This is a genomic window from Pseudomonas sp. 300 (genome assembly GCF_055803035.1).
Genome location: NZ_JAVLRV010000003.1, coordinates 196,306 through 217,840, shown reverse-complemented (window position 1 = coordinate 217,840; position 21,535 = coordinate 196,306). Strand labels below are relative to the sequence as shown.

General features: G+C 59.8%; 21 protein-coding genes. 13 read left to right on the top strand and 8 right to left on the bottom strand.

Annotation, left to right across the window (positions count from 1 at the left end):
• Positions 1–144: 144 nt before the first annotated feature.
• Complete coding sequence (locus tag Q7W83_RS26330) at positions 145–1,314, bottom strand: MFS transporter (protein ID WP_150633729.1); 1,170 nt, start codon at positions 1,312–1,314, stop codon at positions 145–147.
• A gap of 222 nt (positions 1,315–1,536) precedes the next feature.
• On the opposite strand from Q7W83_RS26330, the gene Q7W83_RS26325 reads away from it, so the two are divergent.
• Positions 1,537–2,370, top strand: a complete 834-nt coding sequence (locus tag Q7W83_RS26325) for an EamA family transporter (RefSeq protein WP_150653975.1) — start codon at positions 1,537–1,539, stop codon at positions 2,368–2,370.
• Between the two features lie 40 nt (positions 2,371–2,410).
• The gene (locus tag Q7W83_RS26320; RefSeq protein WP_150633731.1) at positions 2,411–2,794 is read left to right on the top strand and encodes an MAPEG family protein; all 384 of its coding nucleotides are present in this window, start codon (positions 2,411–2,413) and stop codon (positions 2,792–2,794) included.
• A 142-nt stretch (positions 2,795–2,936) separates the two neighbouring features.
• On the opposite strand, the gene mltA is transcribed toward Q7W83_RS26320, so the two are convergent.
• Complete coding sequence (gene mltA, locus Q7W83_RS26315) at positions 2,937–4,121, bottom strand: murein transglycosylase A (RefSeq protein ID WP_150639076.1); 1,185 nt, start codon at positions 4,119–4,121, stop codon at positions 2,937–2,939.
• Between the two features lie 128 nt (positions 4,122–4,249).
• Here mltA and Q7W83_RS26310 point away from each other — a divergent pair, with 128 nt between their 5' ends.
• Positions 4,250–4,699, top strand: coding sequence for a c-type cytochrome (locus tag Q7W83_RS26310; RefSeq protein WP_150633733.1), 450 nt, complete (start codon positions 4,250–4,252; stop codon positions 4,697–4,699).
• 66 nt (positions 4,700–4,765) lie between these two features.
• Here Q7W83_RS26310 and Q7W83_RS26305 read toward each other — a convergent pair whose 3' ends face one another.
• The 4 genes from Q7W83_RS26305 to Q7W83_RS26290 form a co-directional block, all read right to left on the bottom strand.
• Positions 4,766–5,161, bottom strand: coding sequence for a DUF1090 domain-containing protein (locus Q7W83_RS26305; RefSeq protein ID WP_150639077.1), 396 nt, complete (start codon positions 5,159–5,161; stop codon positions 4,766–4,768).
• Positions 5,162–5,265: 104 nt separating this feature from the next.
• The gene (gene ligB / locus Q7W83_RS26300) at positions 5,266–6,939 is read right to left on the bottom strand and encodes an NAD-dependent DNA ligase LigB (protein WP_473657907.1); all 1,674 of its coding nucleotides are present in this window, start codon (positions 6,937–6,939) and stop codon (positions 5,266–5,268) included.
• Between the two features lie 189 nt (positions 6,940–7,128).
• On the bottom strand, positions 7,129–8,319 hold the full coding sequence (gene metK, locus Q7W83_RS26295; RefSeq protein WP_123434685.1) for a methionine adenosyltransferase: 1,191 nt from the start codon (positions 8,317–8,319) through the stop codon (positions 7,129–7,131).
• Positions 8,320–8,337: 18 nt separating this feature from the next.
• On the bottom strand, positions 8,338–9,333 hold the full coding sequence (locus tag Q7W83_RS26290) for an ArsR/SmtB family transcription factor (protein WP_150633736.1): 996 nt from the start codon (positions 9,331–9,333) through the stop codon (positions 8,338–8,340).
• A 260-nt stretch (positions 9,334–9,593) separates the two neighbouring features.
• Here Q7W83_RS26290 and tkt point away from each other — a divergent pair, with 260 nt between their 5' ends.
• The 6 genes from tkt to fba all read left to right on the top strand — a co-directional run bounded on the left by tkt (position 9,594) and on the right by fba (position 15,843).
• Entirely contained in the window at positions 9,594–11,591 is a 1,998-nt protein-coding gene (tkt, locus tag Q7W83_RS26285) for a transketolase (protein ID WP_150633737.1), read from the top strand.
• 151 nt (positions 11,592–11,742) lie between these two features.
• Positions 11,743–12,795, top strand: a complete 1,053-nt coding sequence (gene epd / locus Q7W83_RS26280) for an erythrose-4-phosphate dehydrogenase (protein WP_150639079.1) — start codon at positions 11,743–11,745, stop codon at positions 12,793–12,795.
• Between the two features lie 12 nt (positions 12,796–12,807).
• Positions 12,808–13,971 (top strand): phosphoglycerate kinase, encoded by a 1,164-nt coding sequence (locus Q7W83_RS26275; RefSeq protein WP_150639080.1) that lies wholly within the window; start codon positions 12,808–12,810, stop codon positions 13,969–13,971.
• Between the two features lie 34 nt (positions 13,972–14,005).
• Positions 14,006–14,227 carry a hypothetical protein gene (locus Q7W83_RS26270; RefSeq protein ID WP_150633740.1) on the top strand — a complete coding sequence of 74 codons (222 nt, stop codon included), beginning with the start codon at positions 14,006–14,008 and terminating at the stop codon, positions 14,225–14,227.
• 56 nt (positions 14,228–14,283) lie between these two features.
• Positions 14,284–14,616 (top strand): MliC family protein, encoded by a 333-nt coding sequence (locus Q7W83_RS26265; RefSeq protein WP_150639081.1) that lies wholly within the window; start codon positions 14,284–14,286, stop codon positions 14,614–14,616.
• A 162-nt stretch (positions 14,617–14,778) separates the two neighbouring features.
• Positions 14,779–15,843, top strand: coding sequence for a class II fructose-bisphosphate aldolase (gene fba / locus Q7W83_RS26260; protein WP_046045276.1), 1,065 nt, complete (start codon positions 14,779–14,781; stop codon positions 15,841–15,843).
• Between the two features lie 62 nt (positions 15,844–15,905).
• Here fba and Q7W83_RS26255 read toward each other — a convergent pair whose 3' ends face one another.
• Positions 15,906–16,574 (bottom strand): polysaccharide lyase family 7 protein, encoded by a 669-nt coding sequence (locus Q7W83_RS26255; protein WP_150633742.1) that lies wholly within the window; start codon positions 16,572–16,574, stop codon positions 15,906–15,908.
• 322 nt (positions 16,575–16,896) lie between these two features.
• On the opposite strand from Q7W83_RS26255, the gene Q7W83_RS26250 reads away from it, so the two are divergent.
• From Q7W83_RS26250 to Q7W83_RS26240, 3 genes are read left to right on the top strand one after another with little or no spacing between them, the layout of a single operon-like run.
• Positions 16,897–19,020 carry a putative bifunctional diguanylate cyclase/phosphodiesterase gene (locus Q7W83_RS26250; RefSeq protein WP_473657897.1) on the top strand — a complete coding sequence of 708 codons (2,124 nt, stop codon included), beginning with the start codon at positions 16,897–16,899 and terminating at the stop codon, positions 19,018–19,020.
• Between the two features lie 46 nt (positions 19,021–19,066).
• On the top strand, positions 19,067–19,558 hold the full coding sequence (locus Q7W83_RS26245) for a YgjP-like metallopeptidase domain-containing protein (RefSeq protein WP_150633744.1): 492 nt from the start codon (positions 19,067–19,069) through the stop codon (positions 19,556–19,558).
• A gap of 16 nt (positions 19,559–19,574) precedes the next feature.
• Positions 19,575–19,871, top strand: coding sequence for a winged helix-turn-helix domain-containing protein (locus Q7W83_RS26240; protein WP_010466964.1), 297 nt, complete (start codon positions 19,575–19,577; stop codon positions 19,869–19,871).
• A gap of 120 nt (positions 19,872–19,991) precedes the next feature.
• Here the strand turns inward: Q7W83_RS26240 and Q7W83_RS26235 are convergent, their stop codons facing one another.
• Positions 19,992–20,444 (bottom strand): GNAT family N-acetyltransferase, encoded by a 453-nt coding sequence (locus tag Q7W83_RS26235; protein WP_473657893.1) that lies wholly within the window; start codon positions 20,442–20,444, stop codon positions 19,992–19,994.
• A 253-nt stretch (positions 20,445–20,697) separates the two neighbouring features.
• On the opposite strand from Q7W83_RS26235, the gene Q7W83_RS26230 reads away from it, so the two are divergent.
• Positions 20,698–21,435, top strand: coding sequence for a substrate-binding periplasmic protein (locus Q7W83_RS26230; RefSeq protein WP_150639084.1), 738 nt, complete (start codon positions 20,698–20,700; stop codon positions 21,433–21,435).
• The last annotated feature ends 100 nt before the right edge of the window (positions 21,436–21,535 follow it).

Here is a 21,535-nt window from a genome sequence, read left to right as displayed (position 1 = left end):
CCGGGGTCCTTGGTTGGAAAACAGGTTTGTGCAGGTGCAGCGAGTCAGTTTTTTCGCGAGTAAGCCCGCGCCCACATTTGATCCCGGCCGTACTGGAGATCCCTGCAGGAGCGAGCTTGCTCGCGATAGCGGTGACGCAATTATTCAGCCGGACACATTGACCGCAGTCGCACCGCGACGTTGCAGGTAAATGAAGAAAACTGCAGTCAGCACCGTCAAGCCACTGACCAGTGCGCCGGTCCACGGCAAGTCTGCCAGGTCCGCGCCGCTGGCAACGACCAGGCCACCCATCCAGGCGCCTGCAGCGTTCCCGAGATTGAATGCGCTCTGGTTCAACGTCGAACCCAGATTGGGTGCTTCATGCGCCTGATCGATGATCAGCAATTGCAGGATCGGGCACAGGGCGAAGGCAAAGATCCCCCACAACACCAGCGTGATCGCCGCCGGAATCACCGAGTGACTGGTCTGCGTGAAGGCGGCCAGCACGACCACCACCGCCAGCGCCATGCCCACCAGCGAAGGCAGCAGACGACTGTCGGCCAGACGGCCGCCGAGCATGCTGCCCGCCGTCAAGCCCGCGCCGAACAACAGCAGCATAATCGTCACACCGTGGGGGCTGACCCCAGTGATGTCTTGAAGAATGGGCGCGATGTAGGTGAACACGCTGAACAGGCTGGTCGACGCCAGCACGCTCATGCCCAAAGCCAACAGCACGTTGACCTTGCCCAGCACCTTGAACTCGCTGGCGAGATTGGCCTTGTCCATGGCGATGTCTTTCGGCAACCAGGCCCACTGCGCAATCGCGGCGATCACACCGATCACCGACACCGCCCAGAACGTCGAGCGCCAACCCGCGTACTGGCCGAGCGCAGTGCCCAATGGCACGCCGAGCACGTTGGCCAGGGTCAGGCCGGTGAACATCATGGCAATCGCCTGCGCCCGTTTGTTCGGAGCGACCAGACCGGCCGCGACCACCGAACCAATGCCGAAGAACGCCCCGTGGCACAACGCGGTGACGACTCGCGCGGCCATCAGCGTGGCGTAGTTTGGCGCCAACGCGCACAGCACGTTGCCGAGGATGAACATCAGCGTCATGCCCAGCAGTGTGGCTTTGCGCGGCATATTGGCGGTGCCGATGGCGAGGATCGGCGCGCCGAACACCACGCCCAGGGCGTAACCGGTAATCAACAGACCGGCGTGGGGAATGCTCACGGCAAGGTCGCGAGCGACGTCGGGCAGCAAGCCCATGATGACGAATTCAGTGGTGCCGATGCCGAACGCGGCAACAGCGAGGGCAAGCAAAGCGAGTGGCATGCGCAAGGTCTCTGTCGGTAGTCTTGACGCTGTGATCAGGCATACGCGGGCCGACGACCGTTCTCGAAGGAGAGCGGGCCATGGCAGGAATTATTGGAATTAGTCTGTGCGCAACTGAGTGCGGCGTGGTCGCTTGCAGTATAAACAGCTGCTGACATATGGCGAATCAATTCTCCCCTTCGCTCCTACGCGGGAGGGGAATCAATAAAAAAGGAGTGTGCCGTGCTTGCGACGGCGTTGGTGTTGGTGGCGGCGCTGTTGCACGCGGCGTGGAACACCCTGATCAAATTCAGTGCGGAACGGTTGTTGGTCGTGGCCTGCATGGACAGCGTGGCGATGCTTTTTGTCGCGCTGATGCTGCCGTTCGTGGCGTTGCCACCCATTGAAATCTGGCCATGGATTCTCGCATCGGCAGCGTTCGAATTGCTCTATCGTTATCTGCTGATTCAGGCCTATCGGGTCGGTGATCTCGGTCTGGTGTACCCGCTGATGCGTGGCTTGTCGCCGTTAGTGGTGCTGGCCCTGACGCTGATCTTTGCCGGGGAGGTGCTGACGAATCAGCAGATCTTTGGAATTCTACTCATCCCCTTCGGTATGTTGTGCCTGCTGTGGCAGGGCGGTGGCGGTGCGCGCTTGCCATGGTCGATGCTGCCGGTGGTGGCGCTGATTGGCCTGTGTATTGGCTGCTACACCTTTATCGATGGCCAGGCGTTGCGGCGCTGGTCGCATCCGCTGGATTACCTGGTCTGGGTGACGTTGTTCAGCGCCTGGCCGTTTCCCTTGCTCGCGTTGGTGCGCAAGCGACCGGCGTTCATGCTGTTCTGGCGTGAACAGTGGCGCTTGGGGTTGGCGGTCGGGTTTTGCGTGCTGTTCAGCTACGCTCTGGTGCTGTGGGCGATGCAACTGGGGTCGATTGCCGAGGCGGCGGCCTTGCGCGAGATCAGCGTGATTCTGGTGGTGCTGTTCGGTATGCGCTACCTGAAAGAACCTTTCGGTCGGCCACGGCTCTTAGCCTGTGGGCTGGTGTTGATCGGCATGTTGGTGATGAAGTTTTGACGGGTGCTCAACATTTTAAAACTGAAGAAAGGACTGCTTTATGACGGTTGCTCTGTGGTGCATTTTGATCGCGTTTTTTCTGCCCTATCTCTGCGTGGGTATTGCCAAGGCCAGTGGCCGTTTTGGACTGAAAGACAATCATGACCCCCGAGATTTTCTCGAGTCACTGAATGGTTTTGGCCGGCGCGCCTATGCGGCGCAATTGAACAGTTTCGAAGTGACCCCGGCGTTCGCGGCGGCGGTGATCGTGGCCCATCTGGCCGGCAACGCCGAGCTGGTGACGATCAATGTGCTGTCGGTGTTGTTCATCACCAGCCGTCTGCTGTACATCATTTGCTACCTGGCGGACTGGGCGATTCTGCGGTCGCTGGTGTGGTTTGTGGGGATTGGGTTGATCGTCAGTTTTTTTGTGGTTTCTGTCTGATAATAACCGGGCGTTTTTGCTGGCCTCATCGCGGGCAAGCCCGCTCCCACAGGGATTTATGTCGATCACGATAGAGTGGTTAGACAACTAATCTGTGGGAGCGGGCTTGCCCGCGATTACTATCTATCAGCCGAAGCAGAACTCAAGGATTGGCTTTAACCGCATCAGCCACCTGAGGCACTTGCGGCAACGCCGCGCCTTTGGGCCAGAGCATCCAGATCTGCCCCTGCTGTTTCATGTCACCTGCCAATTGCCCGGCTGCTTCGCCGGTGCCCCAGAACAAGTCCGCACGGACTTCGCCAGCAATCGCGCCGCCAGTGTCTTGAGCTGCCACCGGGCGTACCAGTGCGGTGCCGTCCGGCCGCGTCGTGGATAACCACAACAGACTGCCCAGCGGAATCACTTTGCGATCCACTGCCGCGCTGTAACCTGCAGTCAGCGGCACGTTCAGCGAGCCACGAGGGCCTTCATTGCTGTCCGGGTTGCGGGTGAAGAACACATAGCTCGGGTTGCTGCCAAGCAATTGCGGAATGCGTGCCGGATTGGCCTTGGCCCAGTTGCTGATTGCGCCCATGGTCACGTCTTCTTTCTTCAGTTCGCCTTGCTCCACCAGCCAGCGGCCGATGGGGCGATACGGATGGCCGTTCTGGTCGGCGTACGCGATTCGCAACTGACGACCGTCGTCGAGTTGAATGCGACCCGAGCCCTGGATTTGCAGGAATTGCAGGTTCATCGGGTCGGTCAGCCATGCCACAACCGGTGCCTTGACGCCTTTGGTCTCGATCGTTGCTGCATCGTCGTAAGGTTTGAGCACGCGGCCTTCAAGCCGTCCGCGCAGGCGTTTGCCTTTGAGCTCCGGGTAGATGCTGTCCAGGGAGACGATGATCATGTCTTCTGGAACCCCGTACACCGGGATGTTCGCCACGGCAGTCTGGGTCAGGCTGCCGGGGTAGACCGGTTCGTAGTAGCCGGTGATCAAGCCGTTGGGGTTATCGTTGGCGGCGCGCAGGCCGTAGACGTCGAGGTTCTGTTTGAGGAAGCCGCGAATGTCATTGGCGGTTTGCGGCACGTTGGCGGCAGCGGCGCAGGTCGAGCCCCAGACCGGGTCTGCCTTGAGTCGGGTGCAGGCGCTGCGCCATGAGCCGAAACCGGCGACCAGGTCGTTATCGGAGACTGTCGGCAGTGCCTCCCAGGTGGCGCTGGAGTAAGTCGCCAGCGCGTGGGTTTTCGGTGTGTTGTTGTCACCGCCAGTGCAGCCTGCGAGCACGGCCACTATCGGGAGGGTCCAGGCGAGGCGATGACGCCATGCCTTGAAACGGCTGTTCATGGAGTAATTCCTTTGTCGGTTGCGTGAGTGCTCCATGCGCTCAAACAACCCGTATTGATAATAGGGCTATTGGTCTTTGCCGATCACGCGAGGATACTGGCCGCCGTTTTCCGTGATCTGAAGCCACCATGACCCTCAAAAGACTTTCTATTGTATTGCTGGCCTGCCTGACCTTGTCCGCCTGCGGCGGTGTCGATCCGAATTCGCCACTGGGTCAGCGCAAGGCCATCTTCAAACAAATGCTCAAGACCGGCGAAGACCTGGGCGGCATGTTGCGTGGTCGCATTCCATTCGACGGCCCGAAATTCGCTGACGGCGCGGTGAAGCTCGATGCTCTGTCCCATGAGCCGTGGAAGCATTTTCCGCAGGTGCGCGAAGAAGATCACACCAGCGCCAAGGGCGATGTCTGGCAGAAACAGGCACGCTTTCAGGAAATGGCCCGCACTCTTGAAGCCGCCACCGGTGAATTGGTGATTGCCAGCAAGGTTCAGCCTTACAAGGCCAGCAATCTTGGGCCAGCGGTGCAGAAGGTCGAGGATGCCTGCAGTGCGTGCCATAAAGAGTTTCGGGATCATTGATTGGCGGTGTTCCCTCTGACATCTTTGCGAGCAAGAGCAGCAGAAAATCTTTGATCATTTTCGCTTTTACTTATCCAGCTCATCCAGCGCGTCCTGCAGTTCCTTGCGCGACTCGGCCAGTTTGTCTTTGCGCTTGTTGATCTTCTCGGGATCGCCTTTCTTCATGGCTTTGTCGAGATCGGCCTGGCGTTTGCTCACTTCATGCTTGGCGTCGAGGGCCTTGTTTTCCCGCTCCTTCTTCAACGAAGCATCGGTGCAATGCGCGGTGACTTCGCTCAGTGCTGTTTCCAGGCCCGCCTGCTGATCGGCATTGCCGTGGGATTTGGCCAGCTCGATCTGGTTGATGATGCCTTGCTTCTTGGCGGCACAACCGGTCAGCCCCGGGGCCTCTTCGGCGGCCATCAGTGGAGCGGCCATCACACCGCAAAGGGCCAGCAGGGCGAGCGGTGAAAGAAATTTCATAAAAGCTCCATGTGCAAGGTCAGGTGCAATCGGGTCGATAGGGCGATGGGCGTTTGAGCCCATCCGCAACTTTGGGTTCCCAGGTGGGCGAGCATCTGCGGTCGCTAAAAACCGTCGATCCCCGCCGCACGTAATGTGTCGCTCAAGGCCAGGACCTGCGGGTCGCGGAAAAATGCGCTCAATTGCGCCGCGCGTCCCGGACCGATGCCAGCTTCGGCCTGCCATTGTTCGGTGTTTCGTTGTGCCAGTTCCTGCCAGGAGCCGGCGAGGCGGGCCTGGCCGGTCGGTGGTAAACCCAGGGCTTTGAGCCAGCGAGCAAAAGGGCGTTGGCGGGCGCTGTTGAAACTGTTTAGAAGGCGCCTACTGCTGTTCTCGCCGAAGCCGTTAATGTTAGCAAGCTCTTGAGCGTCGAGGGTCAACCAATCCAGCAGGCCATTCAGGTGGCCTGTTTCGAAAAGTTTCTCCCATGTTCCTGGGCCAACATGAGGCAAGGCCAACCCCTGCTTGCCGCTGAGCCAGGTCAGTCGCGCGAGAAATTGGCTTTCGCAGCCGGGCGTCGGTTGCCAACAACTCAAATGATGGAAGTCGGCTGGCAGCGGCGCGTTCAACGCCGGGCGTTCGGTGGCTCGCAAAACGACGCCATCGAGCCGGGGAATGGTCAGCCCCGCAAGGCTGATGGACACCTGGTCCCCGGGCCGGATGTCCAGGTCCATCCAGCGGCGCAGGGAGCTGACGCTGACACGCTTGATCTGCCGGTCATCGAGCGTCACCGGTTTCAGGTCCAGCACGGGGGTGATTCGTCCGGTGCGACCGACCTTGAAGTCGACTTTGCGCACTTCAGCCAATGCCTGGGCGAAGGGGTATTTCCAGGCGACCGCCCAGTAGGGTGTTTTCACTTGCCAGCGTTCGGCCGAAGGGCGTTGGCTCTGGCGCAGGACGACACCGTCACTGGCAAAGGGCAGGGGCGAGCGATACCAGTGATCGCGCCAGTGTTCGGCATCGGCAAACGTCTGCACCGGCTGACTGTAAGGCGCGATGCTCGGCAAACCCAGCGCATCCAGCGCGGCGATGCGAGCGGGCAAACCGGCCGGGCCTTGTGGCCATTCCCAGATAAACAAGCCGATACCGGCGGCCTGCTCAGGGCTGACTTCCTTGCGCGCCATCAAACCGGCCACGGTGGCGCGCGCATTGAGGCTTCCGGCCTTGGCTTGTACATGGTCGATCAGGCGCCAGTAGAGTTCGCCTTGCACGAGCAAATCCACGGGTTGCGCCAGTTGTAGGGGGATGGCGGGGATCAGTCGCGCCGAGGTCGTCCAGTCTTGCCCATTCACGCCGTCACCGCGACTGATCGCCTGATGCAGCACGCCATTGCGATAGATCAGCGTCACGGCTACGCCGTCGACCTTGGGTTGTATCCAGATGTCCTCGCGGCTGCGCAGCCAGTTTTCGACCGCATGCCTATCCCGAACTTTTTCCAGGCCGGTGTGGGCGACAGGGTGAGTGACCTTGCCGCCAGCGGTACGCAAGGGTTCGGGGGCCAGATCCAGGTCAAAACACTTTCGCCATTCGGTCAGCCGTGCACGGGACTGATCGTAGAGTTCGTCGGTGACTAATGAGTGGCCGCGGCGGTGATAGCTGTCGTCCCAAATGTCGATTTGTTTTTGCAGGGCGGTGATTTCGTCCAGCGCCCGTACGGGTGACCAGTCGGGGCAATCGGCTGCGTTTGAGATCGAGCAGAGCAAGGTCAGGGCGAAAATAGTAAACAGGCGCAGAAGCATGCTGAGCGTCCTTGCTCAATTGGAATACTTGAAGGCTAGTCACTTATCGTCAGGCGGGAAGGGTGGGTGTTTTGCCTTGTGTTTCCGGGTGACTGGGTTGGCCTCATCGCCGACAGAGTCCCAAGCGAAAGACAATAAAAAGCCCCGCACGGCGAACCGTGCGGGGCTTTTGGTACCGCCGGGGAAGTCTTACAGGCCGGCAGCCAGACGCAGGTCGTCGGCGCGGTCGGTTTTTTCCCAGGTGAACGTGGTGAAGGTGTCTTCGCCCACGGTTTTGGTCGCCGGGGTGCGGCCGAAGTGGCCGTACGCTGCGGTTTCCTGGTACATCGGGTGCAGCAGGTCGAGCATGGTGGTGATTGCGTATGGACGCAGGTCGAACACTTCGCGAACCAGTTTGACGATTTTGTCGTCGCTGATTTTGCCGGTGCCGAAGGTGTTCAACGAGATCGAAGTCGGTTGAGCAACACCGATCGCGTAGGAAACCTGAATCTCGCAACGCTCGGCCAGGCCGGCAGCGACGATGTTCTTCGCCACGTAACGACCGGCGTAGGCAGCCGAACGGTCAACCTTCGATGGATCCTTGCCGGAGAACGCGCCGCCGCCGTGACGGGCCATGCCGCCGTAGCTGTCGACGATGATCTTGCGACCAGTCAGACCGCAGTCACCTACCGGGCCACCGATGATGAACTGGCCGGTCGGGTTGATGTGGAACTGGGTGTCTTTGGTCAGCAGTTCGGCAGGCAGCACGTGCTTGACGATCAGCTCCATCACGCCTTCGCGCAGGTCTTTGTACGACACTTCAGGGTTGTGCTGGGTCGACAGTACAACAGCGTCGATACCCACAACCTTGCCGCCTTCGTAACGGCAAGTCACTTGCGACTTGGCGTCCGGGCGCAGCCAAGGCAGCAGGCCGGATTTACGGGCTTCGGCCTGACGCTGCACCAGTTGGTGCGAGAAGGTGATCGGTGCTGGCATCAGCACGTCGGTTTCGTTGCTGGCGTAGCCGAACATCAGGCCCTGGTCGCCGGCGCCCTGATCTTCAGGCTTGGCACGGTCAACACCCTGGTTGATGTCAGGGGATTGCTTGCCGATGATGTTCATCACGCCGCATGTTGCGCCGTCGAAGCCGACATCGGAGCTGTTGTAGCCGATGTCCAGAATGACGTTACGGACGATTTCTTCCAGGTCGACCCAGGCCGACGTGGTGACTTCACCTGCGATGATTGCCACGCCGGTTTTTACCAGCGTCTCGCACGCCACACGGGCGAACTTGTCTTCAGCAATGATGGCGTCCAGCACCGCATCGGAAATCTGGTCGGCGATTTTGTCCGGGTGCCCTTCGGACACGGACTCGGAGGTGAAGAGGGAGTATTCGCTCATCTCGATTTTTTCCTGAATTTACCGATGGTGAGTGTCGCCAGCCGGTCGCTGAAAATGGCGGACCTGAATCTGGAAACCATTACGTAAGCCTACATAGAGGCTTTCCCCGGGAACGAGTCCCGCAGCGGTGGCCCAACGGGCCAGATCGTCCTGTTCAAACCCCAACCAGAGATCACCGCAGGCCTCCCTGGCCCAACTCTGGTTGTGGCTACATAACTCTGTCACAAGCAGGCTACCGCCTGGTTGCAGCAAACCGGCCATGTGCTTGAGGGCATCGGCCGGCGCGGCAAAATGGTGCAGCACCATGTTCAGTACAACGCAATCGGCCTGAAGGCTTACACCGTTCAATGCATCGGCCAGTTGCAGGCTGACGTTAGTCAGGGATTCACGATCACAGACCTGACGCGCCAGTTCGAGCATCGCCTGGCTATTGTCCAGCGCCGTGACGTGCGTGAAGCGGCGCGCCAGTTCCGGCAGAAAAGCGCCGTCGCCGGGGCCGACTTCGATGGCTGTGGCACCTTCACTGAAGCCCAGCTTGTCGAGCAGCGTCACCACGCTTTCACGGTACTGCGGCAGGCCGGCAATCAGGTCTTGCTGGGCGCGAAACTTCTCCGCGACCCGTGAGAAAAAGTCCTGGCTGGCCGCTGCTCGTTGCCCGTGGACCTGACCGATCCGCGACTGCACATCGGCAGGCAGGGTCAGGTTGTCCACTTCATCGAGCAGCGCGGCATGCAGCTGGCCACCCAGCAGCTCGGTGTGGGGCAGGGCGCGACGGTAGAAAATCGCATTGCCTTCGCGGCGGGTCGCTACCAGTTCCGCCTGGGCCAGCACCTTGAGGTGGTGACTCATCCCGGACTGACCGATGCCGAAAATCTGCGCCAGCTCCAGTACGCCAAACGAGTCGTTGGCCAGCGCGCGCAATACATTCAGACGCAGAGGATCGCCGCCAGCCTTGCACAAGGCTGCCAGCTCATCGCAATCGTCATGTTGAATGGAAGGCACGCGTAAATTCATAAGGCCAGCAGTCTAGTGACGGTCAGAAATGACTGCAAGAGCAATATCAAAAAGTTTTGATATTGCTCGATAGATGGCACTTCTCGGGGAAAGGGTCACTCTACAAATCGTCAGCGGAAAGGTTTCACCAGGCGAATGCGCCTTTATCCACCGGAAAAACGCCTTCGAATGACTATCTGTCATTGCCCCGAGGCGGGTCGGTGAGGGAAAATGCTCGCCTTTTTTCCGTTTCGTTTTATTCAAACCCTAGGAGATCAGCGATGCCCAGCCGTCGTGAGCGTGCCAACGCCATTCGTGCCCTCAGCATGGATGCCGTGCAAAAAGCCAACAGCGGCCATCCCGGTGCCCCGATGGGTATGGCGGATATCGCCGAAGTACTTTGGCGTGACTACCTGAAGCACAACCCGAGCAATCCATCGTTCGCCGACCGTGACCGCTTCGTGCTGTCCAACGGCCATGGCTCGATGCTGATCTACTCGCTGCTGCACCTGACCGGCTACGACCTGTCGATCGATGACCTGAAAAACTTCCGCCAGCTGCACAGCCGCACCCCGGGTCACCCGGAATTCGGCTACACCCCTGGCGTCGAGACCACCACCGGTCCACTGGGCCAGGGTCTGGCCAACGCGGTTGGTTTTGCCCTGGCAGAAAAAGTCCTGGCGGCGCAGTTCAACCGTCCGGGCCACAACGTTGTCGATCACCACACCTACGTGTTCCTGGGTGATGGCTGCATGATGGAAGGCATTTCCCACGAAGTCGGCTCTCTGGCCGGTACTTTGGGTCTGGGCAAACTGATCGCCTTCTACGATGACAACGGCATCTCCATCGACGGCGAAGTCGAAGGCTGGTTCACCGATGACACCCCTAAGCGTTTCGAAGCCTACAACTGGCAGGTGATCCGCAACGTCGACGGTCATGATCCTGAAGAGATCAAGATTGCCATCGAGACGGCTCGCAAAAGCGAACAGCCGACCCTGATCTGCTGCAAGACCACCATCGGTTTCGGTTCGCCGAACAAGCAAGGTAAAGAGGATTGCCACGGCGCCCCATTGGGTGACGCGGAAATCGCACTGACCCGTGCTGCGCTGAAGTGGAACCACGGCCCGTTCGAAATCCCGGCCGACATCTACGCCGAATGGGACGCCAAGGAAGCCGGTCGTGCGGCCGAAGCCGAGTGGGATCAGCGTTTCGCTGACTACTCCGCGGCTTTCCCTGAGCTGGCCAACGAACTGGTCCGTCGTCTGAGCGGCGAACTGCCGGCTGACTTCGCTGAAAAAGCCTCGGCTTATATTGCTGAAGTCGCGGCCAAGGGCGAAACCATCGCCAGCCGTAAAGCCAGCCAGAACGCCCTGAATGCGTTCGGCCCACTGTTGCCGGAATTCCTCGGCGGCTCCGCTGACCTGGCCGGCTCCAACCTGACCCTGTGGAAAGGTTGCAAAGGTGTCACCGCCGAAGACGCCAGCGGCAACTACGTGTACTACGGCGTTCGCGAGTTCGGCATGAGCGCGATCATGAACGGCGTGTCCCTGCACGGCGGCCTGGTGCCTTACGGCGCGACCTTCCTGATGTTCATGGAATATGCACGCAACGCTGTGCGCATGGCCTCGTTGATGAAGAAACGCGTGGTGTTCGTCTACACCCACGATTCCATCGGCCTGGGCGAAGACGGCCCGACTCACCAGCCGATCGAACAACTGACCAGCCTGCGCAGCACGCCGAACCTCGACACCTGGCGTCCAGCCGATGCCGTTGAATCGGCGGTTTGCTGGAAAGAAGCCATCGAGCGCAAGGACGGCCCTTCGGCGCTGATCTTCTCGCGTCAGAACCTGCAGCATCAGGAGCGCAGCGCGCTGCAGATCGCTGACATCGCCCGTGGCGGTTATGTGTTGAAGGACTGTGAAGGCGAGCCTGAGCTGATCCTGATCTCCACCGGTTCGGAAGTCGGTCTGGCGGTTCAGGCTTATGACAAGCTGACCGAGCAAGGTCGCAAGGTGCGCGTTGTTTCGATGCCTTGCACCAGCGTGTTCGATGCTCAGGACGCCGGTTACAAGCAAGCGGTTCTGCCGTTGCAAGTCAGCGCCCGTATCGCCATCGAAGCCGCTCACGCGGACTACTGGTACAAGTACGTGGGCCTGGAAGGCCGCGTGATCGGCATGACCACCTACGGCGAGTCGGCGCCTGCGCCAGCCTTGTTCGAAGAATTCGGCTTCACCCTGGAGAACATCCTGGGTCAGGCTGAAGAGCTGCTGGAAGACTGATCCGGAAAATGTGTCGTCTGAACTGACGCCATCGCGGGCAAGCCCGCTCCCACACGGATGATGTAGATCCCTGTGGGAGCGGGCTTGCCCGCGATAGCGGTAGTTCAGGCAGCGCTGCAATAATGGATTCACCACGGTAATCGAGAACCCCATGCCTCAACCGCGTCCCTACAAAGTTGCACTCAACGGCTACGGCCGGATTGGTCGTTGCGTCTTGCGTGCGTTGTTTGAGCGAGGCTCGGCGGCCGGGTTTGAAATTGTCGCGATCAACGATCTCGCCGACATGGCCAGCATCGAATACCTGACACGCTTCGACTCCACGCACGGGCGCTTTCCCGGCGAAGTGAAGGTCGACGGCGATTGTCTGCATATTAATGGCGACTGCGTGAAGGTCCTGCGCAGTGCCACCCCCGAAGGCATCGATTGGGCGTCGCTTGGCGTCGATCTGGTGCTGGAGTGCTCCGGCGCTTACCACACCCGCGAAGATGGCCAGCGCTTCCTCGACGCCGGTGCGCCGCGCGTGTTGTTTTCCCAGCCGATGGCCAGCGAGGCGGATGTCGACGCCACCATCGTCTACGGCGTTAACCAGGATTGCCTGACCGGCGACGAGTTGCTGGTGTCGAATGCGTCCTGCACCACCAACTGCGGCGTGCCGCTGTTGCGCCTGCTGGATCAGGCCATTGGTCTGGAATACGTGTCGATCACCACCATCCACTCGGCGATGAACGATCAGCCTGTCATTGACGCCTATCATCACGAAGACCTGCGCCGCACGCGTTCGGCGTTTCAATCGGTGATTCCGGTGTCCACTGGTCTGGCGCGTGGCATCGAGCGCCTGTTGCCGGAACTTGCCGGGAGAATTCAGGCCAAAGCCGTGCGGGTGCCGACGGTTAACGTGTCTTGCCTCGACATTACGATGCAGACCGTGAGCGACACCGACGCCACCGAGGTCAACCGGATTCTGCGCGAGGCTGCCACCAGCGGCCCGCTCAAAGGCCTGCTGGCCTACACCGAGTTGCCTCACGCCAGTTGCGATTTCAACCATGACCCACATTCGGCGATCGTCGATGCCAGTCAGACTCGAGTTTCCGGCCCGCGGCTGGTGAACATCCTGGCCTGGTTCGACAACGAATGGGGTTTTGCCAACCGAATGCTGGACGTTGCAGAACACTATCTGCAAACAGCTGCCTCTCCAAAACAGTAGGAAATGCGACCCATGACCGTGTTGAAGATGACCGACCTCGATCTGCAAGGTAAGCGCGTACTGATCCGCGAAGACCTCAACGTCCCAGTCAAGGACGGTGTTGTCACCAGCGATGCGCGAATCCTGGCCTCGCTGCCGACCATCAAGCTGGCCCTGGAAAAAGGCGCGGCCGTGATGGTCTGCTCGCACCTTGGCCGCCCGACCGAAGGCGAGTTCTCGGCCGAGAACAGCCTCAAGCCAGTCGCCGACTACCTGAGCAAGGCTCTGGGCCGTGAAGTGCCGCTGGTGGCCGATTACCTGGGCGGCGTTGACGTGAAGGCCGGCGACATCGTCCTGTTCGAAAACGTGCGCTTCAACAAAGGCGAGAAAAAGAACGCTGACGAACTGGCCCAGCAATACGCCGCCCTGTGCGACGTGTTCGTGATGGACGCCTTCGGCACCGCGCACCGCGCCGAGGGTTCGACCCATGGCGTCGCCAAGTTCGCCAAAGTCGCCGCCGCTGGCCCGCTGCTGGCCGCTGAACTGGACGCACTGGGCAAAGCCCTCGGCGCCCCGGCCCAGCCAATGGCCGCCATCGTTGCCGGCTCCAAGGTCTCGACCAAACTCGACGTGCTGAACAGCCTGAGCCAGATCTGCAACCAGCTGATCGTCGGCGGCGGCATTGCCAACACCTTCCTGGCCGCTGCCGGTCATCCGGTCGGCAAATCCCTGTACGAGCCGGACCTGCTGGACACCGCCCGCGAAATCGCTGCGAAAGTCAGCGTGCCTCTGCCGGTGGACGTTGTCGTTGCCAAGGAATTCGCTGAAAGCGCCACCGCGACCGTCAAGCTGATCGCCGACGTCGCGGCAGACGACATGATCCTGGACATCGGCCCGCAGACCGCGGCGAATTTCGCCGAGCTGCTGAAGTCGTCCAAGACCATTCTGTGGAACGGCCCGGTCGGCGTGTTCGAATTCGACCAGTTCGGTAACGGCACCAAAGTGCTGGCCCATGCCATCGCGGAAAGCTCGGCGTTCTCCATCGCGGGCGGCGGCGACACCCTGGCGGCCATCGACAAATATGGCGTTGCGGATCAGATCTCCTACATTTCTACCGGTGGCGGCGCATTCCTTGAATTCGTCGAAGGTAAGGTGTTGCCGGCGGTTGAAGTCCTGGAAAGTCGGGCCAAGGCCTGAGGTCGCTGATTTGGCCAGGCAAGGGAGTGTTCACATGGTCAAGACGCTAGCGCTGTTGATCGTTGCGGGTTCGCTGGCCGCTTGCGGGAGTAACCCGAAAGCCAAGCCGGACCCTGCGCCGCAGTCGGTGGAGAAAGGCTGCTACCAGGCTGACTGGCAAGCGGAAACCAATCCGGTGCTCAACAAGCGTTCCGGGCCTGACGGACTGGACAAATACGAAACACAGACCCCCGCCAAGGAACGTGGTTGCCCTTGACGGGTCTGACTCCTTACTCAGGGCTGACAGCGTGCGCCGTCGGTCGAGGAACACGGATGAAAGGTTTTATCGCCATTACGGCGCTGGCTCTGCTGGCAGGTTGCTCGAATTTCAACCTGTTCAAGCCGGCCGAATCGACGGACAGCTGGATCACCTGGACCTGCGACAGTCAGGCCAAAGTGGTTTGGCGCTACACCGACGACAGCCGCAAGGCCGTCGACGTGCGCCTCGGCGGGGCCGATCAGGTCTATCGCTTGAAGCTCGAGCCGGGCGCCGAAGGTTCGCTGTACAGCAACGACATGCTGGCGCTTCACATAAAAGGTGAGGAAGGCCTGGTTTACTGGGTAGCCACCAACGATTTGATCGGCCGCGGTTGTAAAGCGCAGTAATTGACACGCCACGCTCCCACAAGGGTTCCGGGCAGTTCTCAGATTCAGGCAACACCGAATTCGCAGCCCGGGCCTAACCCCCGATCTGCAATAACTTGAATAGCCGCCGCCGCTCCGGCAGGCTGGCACGATTAACGACCCAAACCGGGAGAGACACACACAATGGCACTTATCAGCATGCGCCAGATGTTGGACCACGCAGCCGAATTCGGTTACGGCGTTCCAGCCTTCAACGTCAACAACCTTGAGCAGATGCGCGCCATCATGGAAGCCGCTGACAAGACTGACTCCCCGGTGATCGTCCAGGCTTCGGCCGGTGCTCGCAAATACGCCGGCGCGCCGTTCCTGCGTCACCTGATCCTCGCGGCAATCGAAGAATTCCCGCACATCCCGGTGTGCATGCACCAGGACCACGGCACCAGCCCTGACGTCTGCCAGCGCTCCATCCAACTGGGCTTCAGCTCGGTCATGATGGACGGTTCCCTGGGCGAAGACGGCAAGACCCCGACCGACTACGACTACAACATCCGCGTTACCCAACAAACCGTGGCCTTGGCGCACGCTTGCGGCGTCTCGGTAGAAGGCGAGCTGGGCTGCCTGGGTTCGCTGGAAACCGGCATGGCCGGTGAAGAAGACGGCATCGGCGCCGAAGGCGTTCTGGATCACAGCCAGATGCTGACCGACCCGGAAGAAGCCGCTGACTTCGTCAAGCGCACCCAGGTCGACGCCCTGGCCATCGCCATCGGCACCAGCCACGGCGCGTACAAGTTCACCAAGCCGCCTACCGGCGACGTGCTGGCCATCGACCGCATCAAAGAGATCCACAAGCGCATCCCGAATACCCATCTGGTGATGCACGGTTCGTCTTCGGTTCCGCAAGACTGGCTGGCGATCATCAACCAGTACGGCGGCGACATCAAAGAAACCTACGGTGTGCCGGTTGAAGAAATCGTCGAAGGCATCAAGCACGGCGTGCGCAAGGTCAATATCGACACCGACCTGCGCTTGGCATCCACCGGTGCGATGCGTCGCCTGATGGCCACTAACCCGAGCGAGTTCGACCCGCGTAAGTTCTTCGGCGCGACTGTAACGGCGATGCGTGATGTGTGTATCGCTCGCTACGAAGCCTTCGGTACCGCCGGCAACGCTTCGAAGATCAAGCCGATCTCGCTGGAAGCGATGTATCAGCGTTATCTGAAAGGTGAGTTGAACGCCAAGGTCAACTAAGCCTCCAGCGTTTGAGTTGCACAAAAAACCCGCCGAGACAGGCGGGTTTTTTGTGGGTGATGCTATTTATCGTGATCAATATCCAGCTTGCTGAACGTCACTTTCCCGCCTTCACTGGTGTACCCGGTGTTGTCCTGCACATACACCCCGGCTTTGAAGTACAGCGGTTTGACCCGCCACGTCGCGCTGATGTTGGTGTCCCATTGGTAACCGGCGGCACTGATGCCCAGCGCCCCGCCGGGGCTCAGGTGGATGAGGTAGGAAAATTCGTGGTCCAGCTTCACGCCGGTGGCGATGGTGATCACCCGGCCTTCATCATCATCAGGGTGCATGCGCACTTTGGCGACGATGTTGCCGGTCTTGCTGCTGGTCTTGTACTGATACTCGACCTTGACCATGGGCTTCTGGCTTTCATAGGCGTGGATCTGGCCAATGACGATTTTGCCCGAGCTCGGCACCTGGTTCACCGCCAGGGTGGCACGCAAGGAATTGTCGGCGTCCGGGTAATACCAGTTTTTCAGGGTGCCGTTACTGTAGGTTTCCCGCAGTTCGGTGCGCGGATATTTCGCGTTTTCGGTTTTCGTACCGGTCACTGGGGACCAGAAAAACAGGGTGCCGGTGTCGGAATTGAAGTATTGATCCTTGAAACCATTCACCAGTTTGGCTGTTTCAACGGTGTACGGCGGGTTGCCGACGGGAACACTGAGGTTCCAGGATGCGAGATCGATCATAGGCAAAGCTTCCACGGATTTTTGCAGCACGGACGTACCAGAAGCTCTAGCACGCGCCTTGGAGGGCGGTCTTTATAAGCGTAGAAGGCCATTTTGTTAACGTCTGTCTGACAGATGGATGACGTCAAAATCCTGTTAAAAGGCCATCTTTCCCGGTTTTAGCGGGCTGTAGAGGCGACCGTTAGTCGGCAAATGAACCCTTTGGTTAAATGATGGCGTACTGACACCTTCTGCTTTTGCAGATCCCGGTCTAGAGTGAAGGCTTGTTACTTGTCCGGTTTTCACGAGAAACCGGCCTGACGCCCCGACATAGAGAAGCAGCATGGAATGCGCGCAACCCCCGCCAGCCGAAGGCAGCTCAACCCTTTTAATCGTCGATGATTACCCTGAAAACCTGATCAGCATGCGCGCGTTGCTGCAGCGCCAGGACTGGCAGGTCATCACTGCTGCGTCCGGTTTCGAAGCCCTCAGCCTTTTACTCGAGCACGATATCGACCTGGTGCTGCTGGATGTGCAGATGCCGGGCATGGACGGCTTTGAAGTCGCGCGCCTGATGCGCGGCAGCCAGCGCACCTGCCTGACGCCGATCATTTTCCTTACCGCCAATGAACAGTCCCAGGACGCCGTGATCAAGGGCTATGCCAGCGGTGCGGTGGATTACCTGTTCAAACCGTTCGACCCGCAAATTCTCAAGCCCAAAGTCCAGGCACTGCTCGAGCATCAGCGCAATCGTCGGGCGTTGCAGCGTCTGAGCCACGATCTGGAGGTCGCGCGCGCCTTTAATGCGTCGGTGCTGGATAACGCCGCCGAAGGCATCCTGGTCGTCGGCGAGGACGGGCTGATCCGCTTTGCCAACCCGGCGATGTCGCGGCTGCTCAATGCCAAACTGCAAGACCTGCAAGGCAAAGAGTTTCTGGATTACCTGCAAAAGCCACATATACCGATCTGGGCCGATTCCGAGCTACTCGCCGGCTACAAGCGCGGCGAAACCTTGCGCCTGCATGATGCGCTGTTGCGTACGGCTCCCGGCCAGCAGGTGCCCGTGGCGCTGTCTTGCGCACCGCTGCCCACCGAACAATGTGCGATGGTGGTGACGGTGCTGGACATGTCGGTGGTGCGCCACCTGCATCAGCAACTGGAATTCCAGGCGGTGACCGACCCTTTGACCGGGTTGCTCAACCGCCGGGGGTTTTATCAGACCGTGGAGAACCTGCTGCTGCGCGGCGAACGTTCCGACAGCGCGTGGGTGTTGTTGTACCTCGATCTCGACGGGTTCAAGCGGGTCAACGATTCCCTCGGCCACGATGCCGGCGACCGCGTGTTGCGCTGGGTCTCCGAGCAGTTGAAGGCGTGTTTGCGGCCGTTCGACATTCTGGCGCGCATGGGCGGCGATGAGTTCACGGCGCTGCTCGATCTGGAGTTTCCCGAGCAGGCGGCGAAGATTGCCGAGAAGCTGATTGAACGGGTGTCGATCTGTCAGCAGATTGAGGGTCTGGACATCGCCCTTGGCGCCAGTATCGGCATCGCCACGTTTCCGGATTGCGGGGCCAATCTCGATGGTTTGCTGCGAGCGTCCGACATCGCGATGTACGAAGCCAAGCGTGCCGGGCGTCAGCAATATCGCTTCTATGACCATGAAATGAACGGCCGGGCGCGTTCACGGTTGATGCTCGAAGAAAGTGTGCGCACTGCCATCGAAAACCGCGATTTCAATCTGGTGTATCAGCCGCAGGTAGCCATTGCCGGAGGGCGGATTCGCGGGTTCGAGGCACTGCTGCGCTGGCAGCATCCAAGTGTCGGCGACGTGCCGCCCGGGCTGTTTTTGCCGTTGCTGGAAGAGGCGCGGTTGATCAGTCGTCTGGGCAGCTGGATTTATCATCGCGGCGCCGGGCAACGCAAAGCCTGGGAAACCTTGTTTGCCGAGGACTTGGTGCTGGGCGTCAGTTTGAGCAGTACACAGTTCGGCATGCCCAACCTGGTCACCGAGTTGCGTCAGGTGCTGGAGCGCCATGGCTTGCAGGCGCGGCATCTGGAAGTCGAGGTCACGGAAGAGGCCTTGATGCATAACCCCGAGGAAACCCGCAAACAACTGCGCCTGCTGCGTAATCTGGGGGTGCGGGTGGCGCTGGACGATTTCGGTTCCGGGCCGTGCTCGTTGTCACATTTGCGGGACCTGGAGCTGGACACGCTCAAGCTTGATCGCCATCTCATCGCTCGCTTGCCAGCGTCTTCACGGGATGCGGCACTGGTGCGCAGTGTGATCGACCTGTGCAAACAATACGGAATGCTGGTGATCGCTGAAGGGGTTGAGACGGTCGAGCAATATGAATGGCTGCAAGCCAATGGTTGCGAGTATGTGCAAGGTTTCCTGGTCGCTCGGCCGATGATGGCTGAGGACGTCGCAGACTTTTTGCAGCCGTTCGACTGGAGCGCGTTGATCGATTGAATTCGCTACACTGGCGGCCTTTCAATAATTGATGTTGCCCGCTCCGATGACTGCGTTGAAATACCTCCAGGCCTATCCCGTTGAATTGCAGGACCAGGTGCGCGGGCTGATCACCGAAGGTCGGCTGGGCGATTACCTGGATAAGCGATACCCGCAAAAGCACGACGTTCAGAGTGACAAGGCGCTCTATGCCTTTGCCCTCGACCTCAAGCAGGAATACCTGCGTAACGCCCCGGCCATCGACAAAGTGTTGTTCGACAATCGTCTGGACCTGACCCACCGTGCCCTCGGTCTGCACACCACCATCTCGCGAGTGCAGGGCGGCAAACTCAAGGCCAAGAAGGAAATTCGCGTGGCTTCGCTGTTCAAGGAAGCGCCTTGCGAGTTTCTGAAAATGATCGTGGTGCATGAGCTGGCGCACTTCAAGGAATCGGATCACAACAAGGCGTTCTACAAATTGTGCGAACACATGTTGCCGGGGTATCACCAGGTCGAATTCGATTTGCGGGTGTACCTGACGTGGCGGGATATGCAGTAGCCGAAGGAGTGTATGGATGGACGTGAGCAAAACCAAAAGCAGCTTCTATCGCCGGTTATACGTGGCGTACCTGATCGACAGCGGGTTGGCCAGCAGCGTTCCGGCATTGACCGAAGCGACCGGCATGCCCCGGCGCACGGCGCAGGACACCATTGCTGCGTTGGCGGATCTGGACATTATTTGCGAGTTCGAGCAGGAAGAGGGCGCGCGCAATCATGCCGGGCGTTATCGGATTCGCGAGTGGGGAGCGATTGACCGGGGGTGGATCGAGCGCAATCTGCGGCAGATCAAAGCGGTGTTGGAGTATCCCTGAAATTTGCGGTGCCAGTTATGACGCCATCGCGGGCAAGCCCGCTCCTGCAAGGGATGCGCCGTGTGCAAATCCGGCGGCCACGCAAATCCTGCAGGAGCTGGCTTGCCCGCGATAGGGCCCTCAAGGACGACGCATCCCGATATGCGGAATACCATCCTCGAGGTATTCCTCACCCGCGACGACAAATCCGTACCGCCCGTAATACCCCTGCAAATGCGCTTGGGCCGACAAATAAACCGGCACCTCAGGCCAGCGTTTTTCCGCCTGCTTCAACGCCTGGACGATCAGTTCGTGCCCCAACCCTTTGCCGCGCGCCTCCGGGGCGGTAAGTACCCGGCCGATCACTACATCGCCGCCCTGTAGTTCCGGGTCGAGCAAGCGCAGGTACGCCACCAGCCGATCACCGTTCCAGGCCATCAAGTGGCAGGTGTCACCCTCCAGATCCTGGCCGTCCACGTCCTGATAGACGCATTTCTGCTCCACAACGAAGACCTCTGCGCGTAGCTGCAGAATGGCGTACAGCTGCTCTTTGCCCAGATCGCTGTGGTGCTTGCAGATCCAATCGATTGTCATCTTCACATTCCGTTGACCAAGTCGATTCGATACTAATCGCCTGGACGGAAGATGTCTTTAAGGCTGGGGAGTCTGTGAGAAAGGCCAAAATGCCATCATTCATTTCGCGCGGCGTTGTCTTCTTTGTGTAATCTGGGATGAAGCGCTGCGCAGTGGCTTTGATGAGCTAATGTCAGTACTTGGGTTTCGCCGGTACGGGGCCTGGGAGTTTTGGCTGAAACGTCGGGCAGCCGCCCGCTAAGGATTTTCGAGCATGCCGCGAGTGCATCGAGCTTTGGCCTTGATCGGATTGCTGTTGCTGACTCAGAGTGCCGCAGCGGAAAAGCTGCGATTGGTCGCCGATTCATGGCCACCCTTTTCCGACGCCACACTGGTCAACGGCGGGCTGGCCACAGACATCGTCAGTACCGCGCTGGCGCGGGCCGGCTATGCCAGTGACTTTGAACAGGTGCCCTGGGCGCGCGCCCTGCTGGGTGTGGGCGAGGGTCGTTACGATGTGCTGGTGAATGCCTGGTATACCGAAGAACGCACCAAGCTCGGCCAGTTTTCCGGCGAGTACTTGCTCAACCGCGTGCGTTTCCTCAAGCGCAAAGACGCACCAATCGAATACAACAACCTGCAACAACTGCACACTTACCCGATTGCAGTGGTGCGCGGTTACGCCTATTCACCGGCGTTCGATGAGGACGTCTCGCTACAGAAAGTTCCGGTGCACAGTTTCGCCATGGCCGTGCGCATGCTCGCTGCCGATCGGGTCAAGCTGACGCTGGAGGACGAATACGTCGCGCGTTACTACCTGGCTCGGGAGCCAGCCAAGGTGCGCAATGCCGTGGAATTCCTGCCCAAGCCGTTGAGCGAGAACAGCCTGCACATTCTGGTCAGCCTGAAACATCCGCATCACGAACAGATCGTGGCGGGTTTTGATCGGGAGATTGCCGAGATGAAGGCGGATGGCAGTTATGAGCGGTTGATGAAGGAGCATGGGATGTGAGTGGGCTGATCCGGATTTTGCGCTGTTGCTGATGGCCTCATCGCGGGCAGGCCGGCTCCCACAATGGATTCATGGCGTGCATGCAATTCCGGACACAGCA